Below are 17,431 nucleotides of genomic sequence, written 5' to 3' on the forward strand. Positions count from 1 at the left end.
AACAGGAAACGAAGATGAAAGCTGTATCTCGCGTTCATATTACACCGCATATGCACTGGGACCGTGAGTGGTATTTCACCACTGAAGCGTCGCGCATTCTCCTTGTCAATAATATGGAGGAGATCCTCACCCGTCTTGAGCAGGATGACGCATACAAATACTACGTCCTCGACGGGCAGACGGCGGTTCTGGAAGATTACTTCGCGGTGAAACCAGAAAACCGGCCCCGGGTGAAGGCACTGGTTGAGGCCGGGAAACTGATTATTGGCCCCTGGTATACCCAGACGGACACCACAATTGTTTCCGGCGAGTCGATTGTTCGCAACCTGATGTATGGCATCCGCGACTGTATGGCATTGGGTGAGCCGATGAAGATTGGCTACCTGCCGGATTCGTTCGGCATGTCCGGGCAACTTCCGCACATTTATAACGGTTTTGGTATTACGCGAGCCATGTTCTGGCGCGGTTGTTCAGAGCGTCACGGGACAGATAAAACGGAGTTTTTATGGCAGAGTGCGGATGGCAGTGAGGTCACGACACAGGTACTGCCGTTAGGTTACGCGATTGGTAAGTACTTACCGGAGGATGAAGAAGGGTTACGAAAACGGCTCGACAGTTACTTCGGGGTGCTGGAAAAAGCCTCCGTCACGAAGGAGATATTGTTGCCCAACGGTCACGACCAGATGCCGCTGCAGCAAAACATTTTCGCAGTGATGGATAAGCTTCGTGAAATTTATCCGCAGCGTAAATTTGTGATGAGCCGGTTTGAGGAAGTCTTTGAACATATTGAAGCACACCGTGAAGAACTGGCGACGCTGAAAGGGGAGTTTATCGACGGTAAATACATGCGTGTGCACCGGACGATAGGCTCCACGCGGATGGACATTAAAATTGCACATGCCCGCATAGAGAACAAAATCGTTAATGTCCTGGAGCCGCTGGCAACGCTTGCCTGGACGCTGGGGTTTGAATACCACCACGGCCTGCTGGAAAAAATGTGGAAAGAGATCCTGAAAAATCACGCCCACGACAGCATTGGCTGCTGCTGTAGCGACAAGGTGCATCGCGAAATCCTCTCGCGTTTCGAGCTGGCTGAGGATATGGCCGATAACCTGACGCATTTTTATATGCGCAAGATTGTCGACAACATGCCGCAAAGCGATGCAGACAAACTGGTGATGTTCAACCTGATGCCCTGGCCGCGTGACGAGGTGATTAACACGACGATCCGCCTGCGTGCCAGCCAGTTCCGCCTGGTGGATGATAAAGGCAACGACGTTCCGTATTTCATTCGCCACGCCCGCGAACTTGATCCGGGGCTGATTGACAGGCAGATCGTCCATTACGGGAATTATGAGCCGTTTATGGCGTTCGATATCCAGCTCAGTCAGAACCTGCCATCAATGGGCTACCGCACGCTGTATATCGAACCGCATATCGCGGGTGACGCGCTTCCGCCAACGAAAACAACAGAGGCATTGCTGGAAAATGCCTTCTGGCAGATAAGCCTGAACGGTGACGGAACGCTGCGTCTGCACGATAAAGTGTCAGGTCTTATCTATGACCGCGTGCTGGAAATTGAAGAGAGTTCCGATGATGGTGATGAGTATGACTATTCTCCGTCGCGAGAGGAGTGGCGGCTCACTTCAGTGCAAGGCGAGCATGACGTTGAGGTTACTCATGAAGGCTGGCAGAGCAGGGTGCTGATCCGTCATCGAATGGCGGTTCCGGCAAACCTCACCGAACGTTCGGCACGCCAGCAAAACGGTCTTCTCACTGCTGAAATGGCGGTGACGCTCAGCCATAACAGCCGGCGTATTGATGTGGAGGTTCGGCTGGATAATCAGGCTGACGATCATCGCGTCCGTGTACTGATCCCCACGCCATTTAATACGGAAGCGGTGTTAGCCGATACGCAGTTTGGCTCGCTGACGCGCCCTGTGTGGGATGAGGCCATGACGAACTGGCAGGAAGAGGGATGGAAGGAAGCGCCACTGCCGGTCTGGAATCTCCTCAACTACGCCGTACTCCAGGAAAAGCATCATGGAATGGCGTTGTTCACTGAGGGACTGCGGGAATTTGAAGTTATCGGTGACGCTCATAAAACATTTGCCCTGACGCTTCTGCGCGGAGTGGGGGTTCTCGGGAAGGAGGATTTACTCCTGCGGCCTGGAAGACCATCTGGTATCAAGATGCCCGTACCGGACTCGCAGGTTCGTGGCCAGCTTGACTGCCGTTTTAGCCTCTATAGTTTTAGCGGATCGCCTGACGATGCCGGTGTTGCCCAGCAGGCGAAGGCATGGCTTACCCCGGTTCACTGCTATAACAAAATCCCCTGGGATGCGATGAAACTTAACCGCGCTGCGTTCAGGACGCCGGAGAGCTACAGCCTGTTAACGTTGCCACCGACAGGTTGTATGTTGAGTGCATTGAAAAAGTCAGAAGACGGCGAAGCCCTTATCCTTCGCCTGTTCAATCCATCGGAGTCGACCTCTTACGATGCCACTTTAGCGGTAAACCGGACGATTAAAGGGTGCCACGAAACCGACATGAATGAACGCACTAAAGAGGGCGGGCATGACGAAAAAGGCATCGTGGGGGCATTTCGCCCGGGGCAGTCGCGTACCTTTAGTATTCAGATAGAGGGGTAACATTCCACACGTTCAAAAGACCGCAGACATTGCGGTCTTTTGTTTCATCGAATAGTCACAAAGCGGTGTTAATTTTGTGGTTGGTAAAGGTAAATTAAATGTAATTGCGAAGAGTTACAGTAAAGCAATGGAAAAATACTGTGAGGTGGCTATCATTATATGTTTACCTGCATGTGAAACTGCATTGTCCTTTCTCGTTAATTAAAATCACTTCTGTTCATATTATTCCCTGCATTTGATAACCATCAATACCTCGTGATGTACATGTCATTAACATGATTTTCACCATTCGCACTGCAATTAAACATGGTTAACAACGGTGATTGTTTTTGATTTAAATCAATGTTTAATCCTTGGAAAAAGATACCAAAAGACGTTAAATTGTCCCCGATCAAAATGGCTGAAAAGTGGTAGTTTTGCTATAAATTGATCACCGTCGAAAAACGTAAAAGTGATTCAATAAAAACCTGTTTATTGTAAGGGTTTTGCAGCGTATTATATTTGCGGGATCAATTTGGGTTTTTTATTAACGTATTTGTAACTTTTCATCACTGCTTTTTCCTCCTGTAGAGAATAAGCAACGAAGAAGGGAAGCAGATAATTTTGTATTGGGGCATGTGTGTGGATCCGTCGTATCTAACGGCGTCCACTCTCGGAGTCTTCATGCGATGAGCAAGGAGTCATGATGTTAGATATAGTCGAACTGTCGCGCTTACAGTTTGCCTTGACCGCGATGTACCACTTCCTGTTTGTGCCACTGACGCTCGGTATGGCGTTCCTGCTGGCCATCATGGAAACGGTCTACGTCCTCTCCGGCAAACAGATTTATAAAGATATGACCAAGTTCTGGGGCAAGTTGTTTGGTATCAACTTTGCACTGGGCGTGGCAACCGGTTTGACCATGGAGTTCCAGTTCGGGACTAACTGGTCTTACTATTCCCACTATGTAGGGGATATCTTCGGTGCGCCGCTGGCCATTGAAGGTCTGATGGCCTTCTTCCTCGAATCCACCTTTGTAGGTCTGTTCTTCTTCGGTTGGGACCGTCTGGGTAAAGTCCAGCATATGGCGGTAACCTGGCTGGTGGCATTAGGTTCTAACCTGTCCGCACTGTGGATCCTGGTGGCGAACGGCTGGATGCAGAACCCGATCGCGTCTGATTTCAACTTCGAAACCATGCGTATGGAGATGGTCAGCTTTGCCGAGCTGGTACTGAACCCGGTCGCACAGGTTAAATTCGTTCACACTGTAGCATCTGGTTATGTGTGTGGTGCGATGTTCATTCTGGGCATCAGCTCCTACTATATGCTGCGTGGTCGTGACTTCGCTTTCGCTAAACGTTCCTTCGCCATCGCGGCAAGCTTCGGCATGGCAGCGATTCTGTCCGTTATCGTTCTGGGTGATGAATCCGGTTACGAAATGGGTGACGTGCAGAAAACCAAGCTGGCGGCTATCGAAGCTGAGTGGGAAACGCAACCGGCTCCGGCTGCCTTTACTCTGTTCGGTATTCCGGATCAGGATGCGCAGCAAAACCACTTCTCCATCCAGATCCCTTACGCGCTCGGCATCATTGCTACTCGCTCCGTCGACAAACAGGTGACTGGCCTGAAAGAACTGATGGTGCAGCATGAAGGCCGTATCCGTAACGGTATGAAAGCTTATGCGTTGCTGGAACAACTGCGTGCCGGTTCTACCGACCAGGCGGTTCGCGATCAGTTTAATAACGTGAAGAAAGACCTGGGTTACGGTCTGCTGCTGAAACGCTATACCCCGAACGTCTCCGACGCGACGGAAGCACAGATTCAGATGGCAACCAAAGACTCCATTCCACGCGTTGCGCCGCTGTACTTCGCCTTCCGTATCATGGTGGGCTGCGGCATCCTGATGTTGCTGATCATTGCAGCGTCCTTCTGGTCTGTTATTCGTAACCGCGTTGGTCAGAAAAAATGGCTGCTGCGTACCGCGTTGTACGGTATTCCACTGCCGTGGATTGCTATCGAATCCGGTTGGTTCGTGGCGGAATATGGCCGTCAGCCGTGGGCGATAGGTGAGGTGCTGCCAACAGCGGTCGCGAACTCTACCCTGACAGCGGGCGATCTGATCTTCTCCATGCTGCTGATTTGTGGTCTGTACACCCTGTTCCTGGTGGCTGAACTGTTCCTGATGTTCAAGTTCGCGCGCCTTGGCCCAAGCAGCCTGAAAACCGGTCGCTATCACTACGAGCAGTCCGGTGCGACTACTCAGCCGGCACGCTAAGACAGGAGTCATCAAATGATCGATTATGAAGTATTGCGTTTTATCTGGTGGCTGCTGGTCGGTATCCTGCTGATCGGTTTTGCGGTCACGGATGGTTTCGACATGGGGGTGGGCATGCTCACCCGTTTCCTCGGTCGTAATGACACCGAGCGTCGAATCATGATCAACTCCATCGCCCCACACTGGGACGGTAACCAGGTGTGGCTGATCACCGCAGGCGGCGCACTGTTTGCTGCCTGGCCGATGGTCTACGCGGCTGCGTTCTCCGGTTTCTACGTGGCGATGATTCTGGTGCTGGCGTCTTTATTCTTCCGTCCGGTTGGTTTCGACTACCGTTCCAAGATTGAAGACACCCGCTGGCGCAACATGTGGGACTGGGGCATCTTCATTGGTAGCTTCGTTCCACCTCTGGTGATTGGCGTGGCGTTCGGTAACCTGCTGCAGGGCGTACCGTTCCACATCGACGATTACATGCGTCTTTACTACACCGGTAACTTCTTCCAGCTGCTGAACCCGTTTGGTCTGCTGGCAGGCGTAGTGAGTGTGGCGATGATCATTACCCAGGGCGCGACCTATCTGCAGATGCGTACTGTGGGTGAACTGCACCTGCGTTCTCGCACGACAGCTCAGGTTGCTGCTCTGGTAACGCTGGTCTGCTTCGCACTGGCTGGCGTTTGGGTGATGTACGGTATTGATGGTTACGTAGTGACGTCTGCTATCAACCACGCTGCACCGTCTAACCCGCTGACCAAAGAAGTGGCTCGTCAGGCTGGTGCATGGCTGGTGAACTTCAACAATACTCCTGCGCTGTGGGCTATCCCGGCACTGGGTGTATTGCTGCCACTGCTGACGGTGCTGACGTCTCGTCTGGAAAAAGGCGCACTGGCGTTCGTGTTCTCTTCACTGACGCTGGCGTGCATCATCCTGACTGCGGGTATTGCTATGTTCCCATTCGTGATGCCATCCAGCACCATGATGAATGCTAGCCTGACCATGTGGGATGCAACCTCCAGCCAGCTGACGCTGAACCTGATGACATATGTGGCTTGTGTATTCGTACCGATTATCCTGCTCTACACCACCTGGTGTTACTGGAAAATGTTCGGTCGTATCACCAAAGAACATATCGAAAGCAACACCCACTCTATGTACTAAGTAAGGAGCTGAATATGTGGTATTTCGCATGGATTTTAGGGACGCTTCTTGCCTGTGCCTTTGGTGTCATCACCGCACTGGCGCTTGAGCACGTTGAAGCGTCCAAAGCGGGTGAAGAAAAACACTAATGAAAATTATCGCGATGCTTTACGCGGTAATGGATAAGCGCCCGTTAAGGGCGCTTTCTTTAGTGATGGCATTACTGCTGGCAGGCTGTATCTTCTGGGACCCGTCGCGCTTCGCGGCAAAGACCAGCGAGCTTGAGATCTGGCACGGCTTCCTCATTATGTGGGCGGTGTGTGCTGGCGTCATTCACGGCGTGGGCTTTCGTCCGAAAGCACTTCACTGGCAGGGTCTTTTTTGCCCGCTGCTCGCCGATCTGGTTCTTCTCGCCGGTTTGATTTTCTTCTTCTTCTGAATAAGAAATGTCCGTTAATGATATGGGCTTACCCGAGCCCATAAAAATTTACTCTCCGTTTACTTTCTCCCATTCCAAACCATCTTTCCCGCGCGTATAGTAGCGAAGTTTAAAAGAGTTAACTTTTGTTGCATTACCGGGATGTAAAGTGAATACAACGCTGTTTCGATGGCCGGTTCGTGTCTATTACGAAGATACTGACGCCGGTGGTGTGGTTTACCACGCCAGCTACGTTGCTTTTTATGAACGGGCACGCACAGAGATGCTGCGCCATCATCACTTTAGCCAACAGGTACTGTTGGCTGAGCGAGTTGCCTTTGTGGTACGCAAGATGACGCTTGAGTATTTTGCGCCTGCCAGACTCGACGATATGCTCGAAGTCCAAACTGAAATTACATCAATGCGCGGAACCTCACTGGTTTTCACGCAGCGGATAGTCAATGCAGAGAACACCGTACTGAACTCAGCTGAAGTACTGATTGTTTGTGTTGATCCAACCATAATGAAGCCTCGTGCGCTTCCTAAGTCTATTGTCGCGGAGTTTAAGCAGTGACTGACATGAATATCCTTGATTTGTTCCTGAAGGCTAGCCTTCTGGTTAAACTTATCATGTTGATTTTGATTGGTTTTTCAATCGCATCCTGGGCTATCATCATCCAGAGAACACGTATCCTCAATGCAGCAGGCCGTGAGGCGGAAGCGTTTGAAGATAAGTTCTGGTCAGGTATCGAACTTTCTCGTTTGTACCAGGAAAGCCAGGGACGCCGTGAGAACCTCGCAGGCTCCGAGCAAATTTTCTACAGCGGTTTCAAAGAGTTTGCCCGTCTGCATCGTGCTAACAGCCATGCGCCGGAAGCGGTCGTTGAAGGTGCATCGCGTGCGATGCGCATTTCCATGAACCGCGAGCTGGAAAATCTTGAAACGCATATTCCTTTCCTGGGTACCGTAGGTTCCATCAGCCCATACATCGGTCTGTTTGGTACGGTATGGGGGATCATGCACGCCTTTATCGCGCTGGGTGCGGTGAAGCAGGCGACGTTGCAGATGGTGGCACCGGGTATTGCAGAAGCACTGATTGCAACGGCAATCGGTCTGTTTGCTGCAATTCCGGCAGTAATGGCTTACAACCGTCTGAACCAGCGTGTGAACAAACTGGAACTGAACTACGACAACTTTATGGAAGAGTTCACCGCGATTCTGCACCGTCAGGCGTTTACCAGCACCGAGAGCAACAAGGGGTAAACCATGGCCAGAACGCGTGGACGGGGGCGTCGCGAGCTCAAGTCCGAAATCAATATCGTTCCGCTGCTGGACGTACTGCTGGTACTGCTGCTGATCTTTATGGCGACAGCGCCCATCATTACCCAGAGCGTGGAAGTTGATCTGCCGGATGCGACAGAATCACAGGCGGTAAGCACCAATGACGACCCTCCAGTCATCATTGAGGTTTCCGGCGTAGGGCAATACAGCGTGGTGGTAGAGAAAGATCGTATGGATCAGCTACCACCTGAGCAGGTTATTGCTGAAGCGCAACGACGCCTGGAGTCAAATCCGAAAACGGTCTTCTTAATCGGTGGCGCGAAAGACGTACCATACGATGAAATTATTAAAGCGCTGAACTTGCTACATAGTGCGGGTGTTAAGTCAGTTGGCTTAATGACTCAGCCTATTTGATCATCTGCGTAGTTTTTGGGAACCGATAGTGTCAAAGGCAACCGAACAGAACGACAAGCTTAAGCGAGCGATAATCGTCTCCGCAGTGCTGCACGTTATTCTTTTTGCAGCACTGATCTGGAGTTCGTTCGACGAGCATATCGATGCATCAGCGGGCGGCGGTGGAGGTTCTTCCATCGACGCCGTGATGGTGGATCCCGGTGCGGTAGTGCAGAACTATAATCGTCAGCAGCAGCAGAAAGCGAGTGCAAAACGAGCTGAAGAGCAGCGTGAGAAACAGGCGCAACAGCAAGCGGATGAACTGCGTGAAAAGCAGGCCGCCGAGCAAGAGCGTCTGAAGCAGCTTGAGAAAGAACGTTTGCAGGCGCAGGAAGCCGCAAAAGAGCAGGCGGAACAGCAGAAGCAGGCTGAAGAGGCCGCGAAGAAAGCACAGGAACAGCAAAAGCAGGCGGAAGAAGCGGCTGCAAAAGCTGCAGCGGACGCGAAAGCGCAGGCTGATGCCCAGGCTAAATTAGCGGCAGAATCGGCGAAAAAAGCGGCTGCCGATGCTCAGAAGAAAGCTGAAGCGGAAGCAGCGAAGAAAGCCGCTGCCGACGCTCAGAAGAAAGCTGAAGCAGAAGTAGCGAAGAAAGCGGCTGCCGATGCTCAGAAGAAAGCTGAAGCAGAAGTAGCGAAGAAAGCGGCTGCCGATGCTCAGAAGAAAGCCGAAGCGGAAGCAGCGAAGAAAGCTGCTCAGGAAGCTGAGAAGAAAGCAGCTGCTGATGCTGCGAAGAAAGCCGCTGCTGCAGAGAAAGCTGCTGCTGAAAAAGCGGCTGCCGCTGAAAAAGCCGCAGCAGACAAAAAAGCTGCCGCTGAGAAAGCTGCTGCGGATAAGAAAGCTGCAGCAGAGAAAGCCGCTGCCGATAAGAAAGCTGCCGCTGATAAAGCCGCCGCGAAAAAGGCTGCAGCCGCTGAGAAAGCTGCCGCGGCTGCAGGCGTTGACGATCTACTTGGCGACTTGAGTGCTGGTAAGAATGCGCCGAAAGGTACTACCAGTGGTAGCGCTGGTGGGGCATCTCCTGCTAAAGGAAGTAAACAAGGGCAGGGTGGTGCATCACAGGCCGAGATTGCTTCGTATATTTCACAGGTGCAGGCAGCTATTCGTGGTCATCTGTATGACTGGGAAACCTATAAAGGCAAGACCTGTACTTTGCGTGTAAATATAAGTTCTGACGGCAGCATACTTAGCGTGAAGCCGGAAGGTGGGGATGACGCATTCTGTCAGCAGATGTTATCTGCAACCAGCAGAATGACGAAATTCCCGAAACCACCGTCTCAGGCTGTGTATGAAACATTCAAAAATGCACCGCTGGACTTCAAACCTTAAGTTACATTTTCCCCGTGCAAACGGGGAAATTTAGACCAGGTTTAGTCACAGGGTTCTGGTAGTTTTGTCTATTTGAGTTTGTTAACATTCTGCTAAATTATCGTGGGTAAGGTTACCTGGATAAGGGAGATATGATGAAGCAGGCATTACGTGTAGCATTTAGTTTCTTAATGCTGTGGGCAGCTGTGCTGCACGCAGAGGTACGTATCGAGATCACCCAGGGGGTGGACTCGGCGCGTCCAATCGGTGTTGTTCCGTTCCAGTGGGCTGGCCCAGGTGCTGCACCTGAAGATGCGGGTGGCATCGTTGCAGCTGACCTGCGTAACAGCGGTAAATTCAACCCATTAGATCGTTCTCGTCTGCCACAGCAGCCGGGCAGCGCGCAGGAGGTACAGCCTGCCGCATGGTCTGCGCTGGGTATTGATGCCGTGGTGGTGGGTCAGGTTACCCCTAACCCAGACGGTTCTTTCAACGTTGCATGGCAGCTGGTTGATACCGGCGGCGCACCGGGCACCGTTCTGGCACAGAACTCTTACAAGGTCACTAAACAGTACCTGCGCTACGCGGCTCACGCTGCCAGCGACGCGGTATTCGAAAAACTGACCAGCATTAAAGGCGCATTCCGTACCCGTATCGCCTATGTGGTGCAGACCAACGGCGGTCAGTTCCCGTATGAGCTGCGTGTGTCTGACTACGACGGTTACAACCAGTTCCTGGTGAAACGTTCTTCTCAGCCGCTGATGTCTCCAGCCTGGTCTCCGGATGGTTCCAAACTGGCCTATGTTACCTTCGAAAGCGGTCGTTCTGCGCTGGTTATCCAGACACTGGCTAACGGTGCTGTTCGTCAGGTCGCTTCGTTCCCACGTCACAACGGTGCTCCATCGTTCTCTCCGGACGGTTCTAAGCTGGCATTTGCCCTGTCTAAAACCGGTAGCCTGAACCTGTACGTGATGGATGTCGGTTCTGGTCAGATCCGCCAGGTGACTGATGGTCGTAGCAACAACACGGAACCAAGCTGGTTCCCGGACAGCCAGAACCTGGCATTTACTTCTGACCAGGCCGGCCGTCCACAAATCTATAAAGTGAATATCAACGGCGGTGCTCCGCAACGTATTAGCTGGGAAGGTACGCAGAACCAGAACGCAGACGTGAGCAGCGACGGTAAATTTATGGTAATGGTTAGCTCCAACGGTGGGCAGCAGCACATTGCCAAACAAGATCTGGTAGCGGGTGGCGTGCAGGTTCTGTCGTCAACGTTCCTGGATGAAACGCCAAGTCTGGCACCTAACGGCACGATGGTAATCTACAGCTCTTCTCAGGGGATGGGATCTGTGCTGAATCTGGTTTCTACAGATGGGCGTTTCAAAGCGCGTATTCCGGCAACTGATGGACAGGTAAAATCACCTGCCTGGTCGCCGTATCTGTAAATAATAATTAATTGATTACTAAAGGAATCATAGAAATGCAACTGAACAAAGTGCTGAAGGGGCTGATGATCGCTCTGCCTGTAATGGCAATCGCAGCGTGTTCTTCTAACAAGAACGCAAGCAATGACCAGAGCGGCGAAGGCATGATGGGTGCCGGCACCGGTATGGACGCTAACGGCAATGGCAACATGTCTTCTGAAGAGCAAGCGCGTCTTCAGATGCAGCAGCTGCAGCAGAACAACATCGTTTACTTCGATCTGGATAAATACGACATCCGTTCTGACTTCGCTGCGATGCTGGATGCTCACGCTAACTTCCTGCGTAGCAACCCATCTTACAAAGTCACCGTAGAAGGTCATGCGGACGAACGTGGTACTCCAGAGTACAACATCTCCCTGGGTGAGCGTCGTGCTAACGCCGTTAAGATGTACCTGCAGGGTAAAGGCGTTTCTGCTGACCAGATCTCCATCGTTTCTTACGGTAAAGAAAAACCTGCAGTACTGGGTCACGACGAAGCGGCTTACTCCAAAAACCGTCGTGCCGTACTGGTTTACTAAGAGAATTGCATGAGCAGTAACTTCAGACATCATCTGTTGAGTCTGTCGTTACTGGTTGGAATAGCGGCCCCCTGGGCCGCTTTTGCTCAGGCACCAATCAGTAGTGTCGGCTCAGGCTCGGTAGAAGACCGGGTCACTCAACTCGAGCGTATTTCTAACGCTCACAGCCAGCTTTTAACTCAACTCCAGCAGCAACTTTCCGATAACCAAAACGATATTGACTCTCTCCGTGGCCAGATTCAGGAAAGCCAATATCAGCTTAACCAGGTTATGGATCGTCAGAAGCAAATTTTGCAGCAGATAGATAGCCTGAGCAGCGGCGGTGCAGCAGCGCAGCCAGCAGCGGGCGATCAGAGCGGTGCGGCGACAGCAACACCTGCTCCGGCAGACAATGCTTCGGCTTCGACAGGTGCGCCTGTACAGAGCGGTGACGCCAATACGGATTACAATGCAGCTATTGCCCTGGTGCAGGATAAATCTCGTCAGGAAGACGCTCTCGTTGCGTTCCAGAACTTCGTTAAGAAATACCCTGATTCCACTTATCTGCCCAATGCGAACTATTGGTTGGGTCAGTTGAATTACAACAAGGGTAAGAAGGACGATGCGGCGTTTTATTTTGCCTCTGTGGTGAAAAATTACCCAAAATCGCCAAAAGCGCCTGATGCGATGTTTAAGGTCGGCGTGATCATGCAGGACAAAGGTGACACTGCGAAAGCCAAAGCGGTTTATCAGCAAGTCGTCACAAAATTCCCTGGCACCGAAGGTGCTAAACAGGCGCAAAAACGTCTGAGTTCGATGGGATGATTATCGCATGACCAGAAATCGCGTTATTTCTGGTCGTGCAGCATGATTCGTAAGCAGTTAAGTGATCTTCATCGAAATTTTTGTTGCGCAGAATTCTTAAATCAGTAATATATGCCGCCGTTGCCACGGGATATCAAACAACGTGAAAACAGCGTAAAAGTGGGTCGTTAGCTCAGTTGGTAGAGCAGTTGACTTTTAATCAATTGGTCGCAGGTTCGAATCCTGCACGACCCACCAATAAGTTAGGTGGATAGTAATAGCTTAACGTGAAGGATAACGTTGCTTTAGCAACGGCCCGTAGGGCGAGGCGAAAGCCGAGTCATCCTGCACGACCCACCACTTAACGCATTACCGGCAGTACAGAGTGGGTGATTAGCTCAGTTGGTAGAGCATCTCCTTTACACGGAGGGGGTCGGCGGTTCGAGCCCGTCATCACCCACCACTCGGGTCGTTAGCTCAGTTGGTAGAGCAGTTGACTTTTAATCAATTGGTCGCAGGTTCGAATCCTGCACGACCCACCAATTTTAATGTCTTACTCAGATGTTAAACGTGAAGGATAACGTTGCTTCAGCAACGGCCCGAAGGGCGAGGCAAAGCCGAGTCATCCTGCACGACCCACCAATTTATATTGGTTCCGAGTGAATATTCAGGCAACACCCAGATGGGTCGTTAGCTCAGTTGGTAGAGCAGTTGACTTTTAATCAATTGGTCGCAGGTTCGAATCCTGCACGACCCACCAGCCTGAATAAATTTGAAGTACATCCCGCAAGGGGTCGTTAGCTCAGTTGGTAGAGCAGTTGACTTTTAATCAATTGGTCGCAGGTTCGAATCCTGCACGACCCACCAACATACCTTCCTGGGGTGTTTCAGGACATCCGGGGAAGTAAAGAAACCGTATTACTGTCAAAGGTATACGTTTTTTTTCGTCTGTATGTATTAGTCACTTTCTTCCTGTCGCCCGTACACCTGCGCTACATACCGCCCGCGTCCGTCGCCGTCATTGCCAGCGCCTCCTTATCGCTGAATCCCTGCGCCAGATAGTAGCGGATCGCATCCTGCGTCCACGCATCGCGCAGTGAGTGTGGGGTGTAATCGCCCCTCAGTCCGACCCTGGCGATCTCCCCGCGCCAGTAATTCATGGCTTTCTGGAGGTCAGGCTGGTCGATCAGACTGCCATTTCGTTCTTCTGCAACAGACAGGGCATTATCCAGCGCTTTTTTGACAGCTATAGCATCCTGAATAACACGTTTTGCGTGGACGGTAGCCTTTGGTGCCAAAAACCACCGTCAGCCTGGTTTCGCCGCGCTCCAGCGCCTTTTTCCACGCGTTCAGTGACTGACAGCATTGTACCGTCTCCTGCGAACGTAACCCCATCAGCCTTGCCAGCTCCAGCGTTGCTGCCAGCCCCGCGTCTTTCCCGCGGGCGGCTGCCAGCACCCGCTGATAATACTCAGGCATGATGGCCCGGTTAGTGCCGTTGCGGGATGCGCCAGCCACCCCTAATGATTTATTGGTCAGCCGCTCATGTTCTGCCACCTGCTTACGCCCGGCCTGTTGCAGCACGCCACGCAGCGCAGCCATTTCGTTTTGCAGCGTCCGTTTACCGATCTCCTGCGCCAATCGCGTCTGAATATAGCATTCAATATGGCGAACCCTGATCTGTTCCACCCGCTGGATCTGGATATTCAGCGTACGTAAATGGCGACTGAATCGCTGCATAATATGAATGCGGTCATCCACCGTTTTAAAACTACCGCCCGCCTTTTTCGACAACGCCTTCATTTCACCGCCTAATTTGCCCATAGCTCCCCATTGCTGCTGTTAAAAAGCACAAGATGGCCCCGTCGTATGCTTTTTGGCTGTGCCAGAACGATACCTTCACGCCGGGGAGGCAGGTTGTTGAGGTGTAGGGAGCTTCAGGCTGTACGCGGCACAGGCTGCCTGCCGTAGCAGGAAATTCTCCGGGGCATCATGCCCCCCTCGGTATCGATCTTTTTCTCCGTTTCTGAACCGACAGCGGCCTGAAAGCGACGTGTCAGTGTGGGGGATTGAGGGCGCAGACCAGATTTTCCGTGGCTTGCGTCAAGCGTGGTGGAACGGCGTCACTTTGTCGCTTTACGCGACAAAGTGACGCCTGAGTTGGGCCTTGTGCTCGTGGAACACGAGAGCTGGTGCAATTTTACGGCCACGCGGCAGCAAAGCCTGACGGCAATGCAGGCTGCAGCCCGTAAATGTTAAGGGTGCTGAATATCAGCAGGTGTGTGAGCTGGTGCAGATTTCTCCGGTGAAAAACCGGCAGTGTGATGCAGTAACGATGAATGAAGTGAGACCTTAGCCACGATGGAGTCGTGACCCGGCGGTTTTCAAAGGCAGCCGCCGTAAGGGAGGACGACCATCCTGATGGCTCAGGCGCTTCTTTCAGGTCTGAAGCGTAAGGGACTGCCATAAAGGCAGCTTGTTGCAGGGAAAAAGTTACGTGAATGCTGCTGGTGCAAAAAAAGGAAAAACTGTTTTCGGATTTAAAAGATTTATTCGTGAGATGCTGACGCACCTCGCCTGCCGTCTCCCGCCAGCAAAGCCGCCGAAAGAGCGGGAGAGCTGGTTTTACTTTACATCACGGTAGCGCGAGGACCAGTCCTCTTTCGGCGTCATGCCCGGCGCGTTCACGATCATCTTCTCCCCTTTGGGCCAGAGCGCGTGTGCCAGCGTGGAAGACACCAGCCCCACAGTGAGGAAGTGTGCGACAGGGCGACATTCAGGAGCGCCAGGATGATTATGTATTCACATCACTTAAGTAAAAATAAAATACATTTTTAAAATAAATAAAAACGAAATTCATAATTCATTGACAGAAATCATAAAACAGGACAGGGGGTCGTTTTTAAATGGGATATTATTTATCAGTAATGCTAATCATTTTCCCGGTTATTCGCAGATAAGTCAGAAGACCAGATAACGCCTGTTGCGATGCCTGCGGAAATGCCCCGTTTTATTGATTCAGGGAGGCACTTATGTCGACAGGTTTACGTTTCACACTGGACGTGGATGGTCTGGGGTCAAAAACCTTCGCCGTGGTGAGCTTTCTGCTGAAACAGCGTTATTTATCCCCGTTTACTCTGGACATTGAAGTCGCCAGTGACTCTTTCGGACAGGCAGCGGAAAACGTACTGGAAAAGAATGCCACCCTGACTGTCTGGCAGGGCGATACACCACAGCGCCGTATCAGCGGCATTGTCACCCGCTTCGGGATGAAAGAGTACAACGGCTGGCAGATGTGCTACAGCCTGACCATCAACCCTCCCCTGTGGCGCGCCGGGCTGCGACAAAATTTCCGTATCTTCCAGCAGCAGGATATTCAGACCATTTCCACCACGCTGCTGGAGGAAAACGGTATCACAGGCTGGGAATCGCTGTTTTATGAAGATCACCCGGCGCGGGAATTTTGCGTGCAGTACGGCGAGACCGACCTGGCATTTCTCACCCGCCTGTGGTCGGAGGAAGGGATTTTCTTTTTTGACCGGCACGTTGCCGACACGCAGACACTAACGTTGTGCGATGATATGGCCGGGCTGTCCCGCACGGATGAAATCCCCTTTAACCCCAACCCCACGACCACTCTTTTGCCCCTGACTGTCAGTACATTCAGTTACCAGGCGCAGATACGCCCCTCTTCGGTGGAAACCCAGGACTACACCTTTAAGGTGCCGGGATGGCCGGCGTATTACGGGTGTGACGGCGAACACCTGAACGGCCAGCGCACGCAGTATGAGGTCTTCGATTATCCGGGACGGTTCAAGGATGAACAGCACGGGCAGGATTTCGCCCGTTATCAGATGGAGGGCTGGCGCAACAATGCGGAGACAGCCTCCTGCGTCAGCAATTCACCGACATTATGGCCGGGCGTCATTTTTACGCTTACCGGGCATCCGGTCAGGGAGCTTAACCGGCAATGGCAGGTTATCAGTTCCGTTCTGACGGGCAAACAACCACAGGCGCTGAAAGGCAGCCGGGGACAGGGCACCACGCTGGATAATCAGTTTGAGGTTATCCCCGCAGACCGGACCTGGCGACCGCAGCCCCTGCTGAAACCGAAGGTGGACGGCCCGCAGAGCGCCATCGTTACCGGACCGCCGGGAGAAGAGATTTTCTGCGACGAACATGGCCGGGTGCGGGTGCGCTTTCACTGGGACCGTTACTGTCCGGGGAACGAGGACAGCTCCTGCTGGGTGCGGGTATCGCAGGCATGGGCAGGTGCCGGATTCGGCAATCTCGCCATTCCGCGCGTGGGTCAGGAGGTTATCGTGGACTTCCTCAATGGCGACCCTGACCAGCCCCTCATCATGGGGCGCACCTATCACCAGGATAACCGTTCACCGGGCAGCCTGCCGGGAACGAAGACGCAGATGACCATCCGGTCGAAAACGTATAAGGGCGACGGCTTTAATGAGCTGCGCTTTGAAGATGCCACCGGGCAGGAGCAGGTTTATATCCATGCGCAAAAAGATATGGATACCGATGTACTGAATAACCGTACCACTGATGTGACGGCAAACCACCGCGAAACCATCGGCGGCAACCAGGTCATCACCGTGAAGCAGAATCAGGTGCAGACGGTGGTACAGAACCAGAAAGAAACTGTGGGCCAGAATCAGAGCATTACTGTCGGCCAGAACCAGGCGGAAACGGTGGGCGTGGCGCGGGCGCTGACGGTCGGGGTGGCATACCAGACCACGGTGGGCGGCGTGATGAACACCTCGGTGGCGCTGACGCAGTCCTCGCAGGTCGGTATCTATAAATCGCTGCTGGTCGGCAAAGGCTATAACGTCAGCGTCGGGGAAAACGCCACCTTCACTGTGGGTAAAAGCAAAACCGAGAGCGCCGGGAAGGTGGCGGTCTATTCCGCCGGGGAACATCTGGAACTGCGCTGCGGGCAGGCCCGGCTGGTACTGACACAGGACGGCAAAATATTCCTTAACGGTACAGCCATTAATCTCCAGGGCGTACAGACGCTCAGCGGCGACGCGCTGATGATTAACTGGAACTGCGGCGCAGCGGAAGACCCGCCGAAAGCGCCGGAGGAAGACAGCCACCAGCCGCCGGATATGCGGCAGTACTGAGTGATTTA

At 52.5% G+C, this 17,431-nt stretch carries 15 protein-coding genes, 5 tRNA genes and 1 pseudogene; 18 read left to right on the top strand and 3 right to left on the bottom strand.

All coding sequences use genetic code 11. The annotated features are described in order from the left end of the window. Positions 1 to 14 precede the first annotated feature (14 nt). The 17 genes from mngB (at position 15) to ACHHZ6_RS13550 (ending at position 13,152) form a co-directional block, all read left to right on the top strand. Entirely contained in the window at positions 15 to 2,651 is a 2,637-nt protein-coding gene (gene mngB / locus ACHHZ6_RS13470; RefSeq protein ID WP_395122365.1) for a mannosylglycerate hydrolase, read from the top strand. Positions 2,652 to 3,336: 685 nt separating this feature from the next. Then, positions 3,337 to 4,905, top strand: coding sequence for a cytochrome ubiquinol oxidase subunit I (cydA, locus tag ACHHZ6_RS13475; RefSeq protein ID WP_182274643.1), 1,569 nt, complete (start codon positions 3,337 to 3,339; stop codon positions 4,903 to 4,905). Positions 4,906 to 4,920: 15 nt separating this feature from the next. Beyond that, positions 4,921 to 6,060: a cytochrome d ubiquinol oxidase subunit II gene (gene cydB, locus ACHHZ6_RS13480; RefSeq protein WP_182919604.1), complete on the top strand. Its 1,140-nt coding sequence runs from the start codon at positions 4,921 to 4,923 to the stop codon at positions 6,058 to 6,060. 14 nt (positions 6,061 to 6,074) lie between these two features. Then, positions 6,075 to 6,188 (top strand): cytochrome bd-I oxidase subunit CydX, encoded by a 114-nt coding sequence (cydX, locus tag ACHHZ6_RS13485; RefSeq protein WP_006177208.1) that lies wholly within the window; start codon positions 6,075 to 6,077, stop codon positions 6,186 to 6,188. Next, positions 6,188 to 6,478, top strand: a complete 291-nt coding sequence (gene ybgE / locus ACHHZ6_RS13490) for a cyd operon protein YbgE (RefSeq protein WP_182274157.1) — start codon at positions 6,188 to 6,190, stop codon at positions 6,476 to 6,478. The genes cydX and ybgE overlap by 1 nt, the downstream gene beginning before the upstream one ends. A gap of 148 nt (positions 6,479 to 6,626) precedes the next feature. After that, a complete protein-coding gene (gene ybgC / locus ACHHZ6_RS13495) occupies positions 6,627 to 7,031 on the top strand; it encodes a tol-pal system-associated acyl-CoA thioesterase (RefSeq protein ID WP_003858593.1) in 405 nt (134 codons plus the stop codon). Beyond that, complete coding sequence (gene tolQ / locus ACHHZ6_RS13500) at positions 7,028 to 7,720, top strand: Tol-Pal system protein TolQ (RefSeq protein WP_182274158.1); 693 nt, start codon at positions 7,028 to 7,030, stop codon at positions 7,718 to 7,720. Before ybgC ends, tolQ begins: the two co-directional genes overlap by 4 nt. Positions 7,721 to 7,723: 3 nt before the next feature. After that, positions 7,724 to 8,152: a colicin uptake protein TolR gene (tolR, locus tag ACHHZ6_RS13505; protein WP_181622709.1), complete on the top strand. Its 429-nt coding sequence runs from the start codon at positions 7,724 to 7,726 to the stop codon at positions 8,150 to 8,152. 28 nt (positions 8,153 to 8,180) lie between these two features. Continuing rightward, the gene (tolA, locus tag ACHHZ6_RS13510; protein WP_395122368.1) at positions 8,181 to 9,518 is read left to right on the top strand and encodes a cell envelope integrity protein TolA; all 1,338 of its coding nucleotides are present in this window, start codon (positions 8,181 to 8,183) and stop codon (positions 9,516 to 9,518) included. A gap of 134 nt (positions 9,519 to 9,652) precedes the next feature. After that, positions 9,653 to 10,945: a Tol-Pal system beta propeller repeat protein TolB gene (gene tolB, locus ACHHZ6_RS13515; RefSeq protein WP_196391354.1), complete on the top strand. Its 1,293-nt coding sequence runs from the start codon at positions 9,653 to 9,655 to the stop codon at positions 10,943 to 10,945. 35 nt (positions 10,946 to 10,980) lie between these two features. Continuing rightward, positions 10,981 to 11,502, top strand: coding sequence for a peptidoglycan-associated lipoprotein Pal (pal, locus tag ACHHZ6_RS13520; protein ID WP_003858578.1), 522 nt, complete (start codon positions 10,981 to 10,983; stop codon positions 11,500 to 11,502). A 9-nt stretch (positions 11,503 to 11,511) separates the two neighbouring features. Beyond that, on the top strand, positions 11,512 to 12,306 hold the full coding sequence (cpoB, locus tag ACHHZ6_RS13525) for a cell division protein CpoB (protein WP_182274160.1): 795 nt from the start codon (positions 11,512 to 11,514) through the stop codon (positions 12,304 to 12,306). A gap of 161 nt (positions 12,307 to 12,467) precedes the next feature. After that, a tRNA-Lys gene (locus ACHHZ6_RS13530) sits at positions 12,468 to 12,543 on the top strand. A 129-nt stretch (positions 12,544 to 12,672) separates the two neighbouring features. Next, a tRNA-Val gene (locus ACHHZ6_RS13535) sits at positions 12,673 to 12,748 on the top strand. A 3-nt stretch (positions 12,749 to 12,751) separates the two neighbouring features. Next, a tRNA-Lys gene (locus ACHHZ6_RS13540) sits at positions 12,752 to 12,827 on the top strand. A 142-nt stretch (positions 12,828 to 12,969) separates the two neighbouring features. Then, positions 12,970 to 13,045, top strand: a tRNA-Lys gene (locus tag ACHHZ6_RS13545). A gap of 31 nt (positions 13,046 to 13,076) precedes the next feature. Next, positions 13,077 to 13,152 (top strand) — tRNA-Lys (locus ACHHZ6_RS13550). A 90-nt stretch (positions 13,153 to 13,242) separates the two neighbouring features. Here ACHHZ6_RS13550 and ACHHZ6_RS13555 read toward each other — a convergent pair. The 3 genes and pseudogenes from ACHHZ6_RS13555 to ACHHZ6_RS13565 all read right to left on the bottom strand — a co-directional run bounded on the left by ACHHZ6_RS13555 (position 13,243) and on the right by ACHHZ6_RS13565 (position 15,033). Then, a pseudogene (locus ACHHZ6_RS13555) lies at positions 13,243 to 14,109 on the bottom strand (integrase domain-containing protein). Positions 14,110 to 14,485: 376 nt separating this feature from the next. Further along, positions 14,486 to 14,857, bottom strand: a complete 372-nt coding sequence (locus ACHHZ6_RS13560; protein WP_395122370.1) for a hypothetical protein — start codon at positions 14,855 to 14,857, stop codon at positions 14,486 to 14,488. A 53-nt stretch (positions 14,858 to 14,910) separates the two neighbouring features. Then, entirely contained in the window at positions 14,911 to 15,033 is a 123-nt protein-coding gene (locus ACHHZ6_RS13565; RefSeq protein ID WP_395122372.1) for a helix-turn-helix domain-containing protein, read from the bottom strand. A gap of 284 nt (positions 15,034 to 15,317) precedes the next feature. Between ACHHZ6_RS13565 and ACHHZ6_RS13570 the strand changes: the two genes are divergently transcribed. Beyond that, positions 15,318 to 17,423 carry a type VI secretion system Vgr family protein gene (locus tag ACHHZ6_RS13570; protein WP_395122374.1) on the top strand — a complete coding sequence of 702 codons (2,106 nt, stop codon included), beginning with the start codon at positions 15,318 to 15,320 and terminating at the stop codon, positions 17,421 to 17,423. Positions 17,424 to 17,431 lie beyond the last annotated feature (8 nt).

This window comes from Enterobacter cloacae complex sp. 2024EL-00214, from assembly GCF_043945575.1.
Classification (GTDB): Bacteria; Pseudomonadota; Gammaproteobacteria; order Enterobacterales; family Enterobacteriaceae; genus Enterobacter; species Enterobacter cloacae_P.

Coding starts and splice junctions, on each gene's coding strand:
- ACHHZ6_RS13570 (WP_395122374.1), top strand. CDS start 15,318: ATGTCGACAGGTTTACGTTTCACACTGGACGTGGATGGTCTGGGGTCA.
- cydX (WP_006177208.1), top strand. CDS start 6,075: ATGTGGTATTTCGCATGGATTTTAGGGACGCTTCTTGCCTGTGCCTTT.
- pal (WP_003858578.1), top strand. CDS start 10,981: ATGCAACTGAACAAAGTGCTGAAGGGGCTGATGATCGCTCTGCCTGTA.
- cpoB (WP_182274160.1), top strand. CDS start 11,512: ATGAGCAGTAACTTCAGACATCATCTGTTGAGTCTGTCGTTACTGGTT.
- mngB (WP_395122365.1), top strand. CDS start 15: ATGAAAGCTGTATCTCGCGTTCATATTACACCGCATATGCACTGGGAC.
- tolR (WP_181622709.1), top strand. CDS start 7,724: ATGGCCAGAACGCGTGGACGGGGGCGTCGCGAGCTCAAGTCCGAAATC.
- tolB (WP_196391354.1), top strand. CDS start 9,653: ATGAAGCAGGCATTACGTGTAGCATTTAGTTTCTTAATGCTGTGGGCA.
- cydA (WP_182274643.1), top strand. CDS start 3,337: ATGTTAGATATAGTCGAACTGTCGCGCTTACAGTTTGCCTTGACCGCG.
- ybgE (WP_182274157.1), top strand. CDS start 6,188: ATGAAAATTATCGCGATGCTTTACGCGGTAATGGATAAGCGCCCGTTA.
- cydB (WP_182919604.1), top strand. CDS start 4,921: ATGATCGATTATGAAGTATTGCGTTTTATCTGGTGGCTGCTGGTCGGT.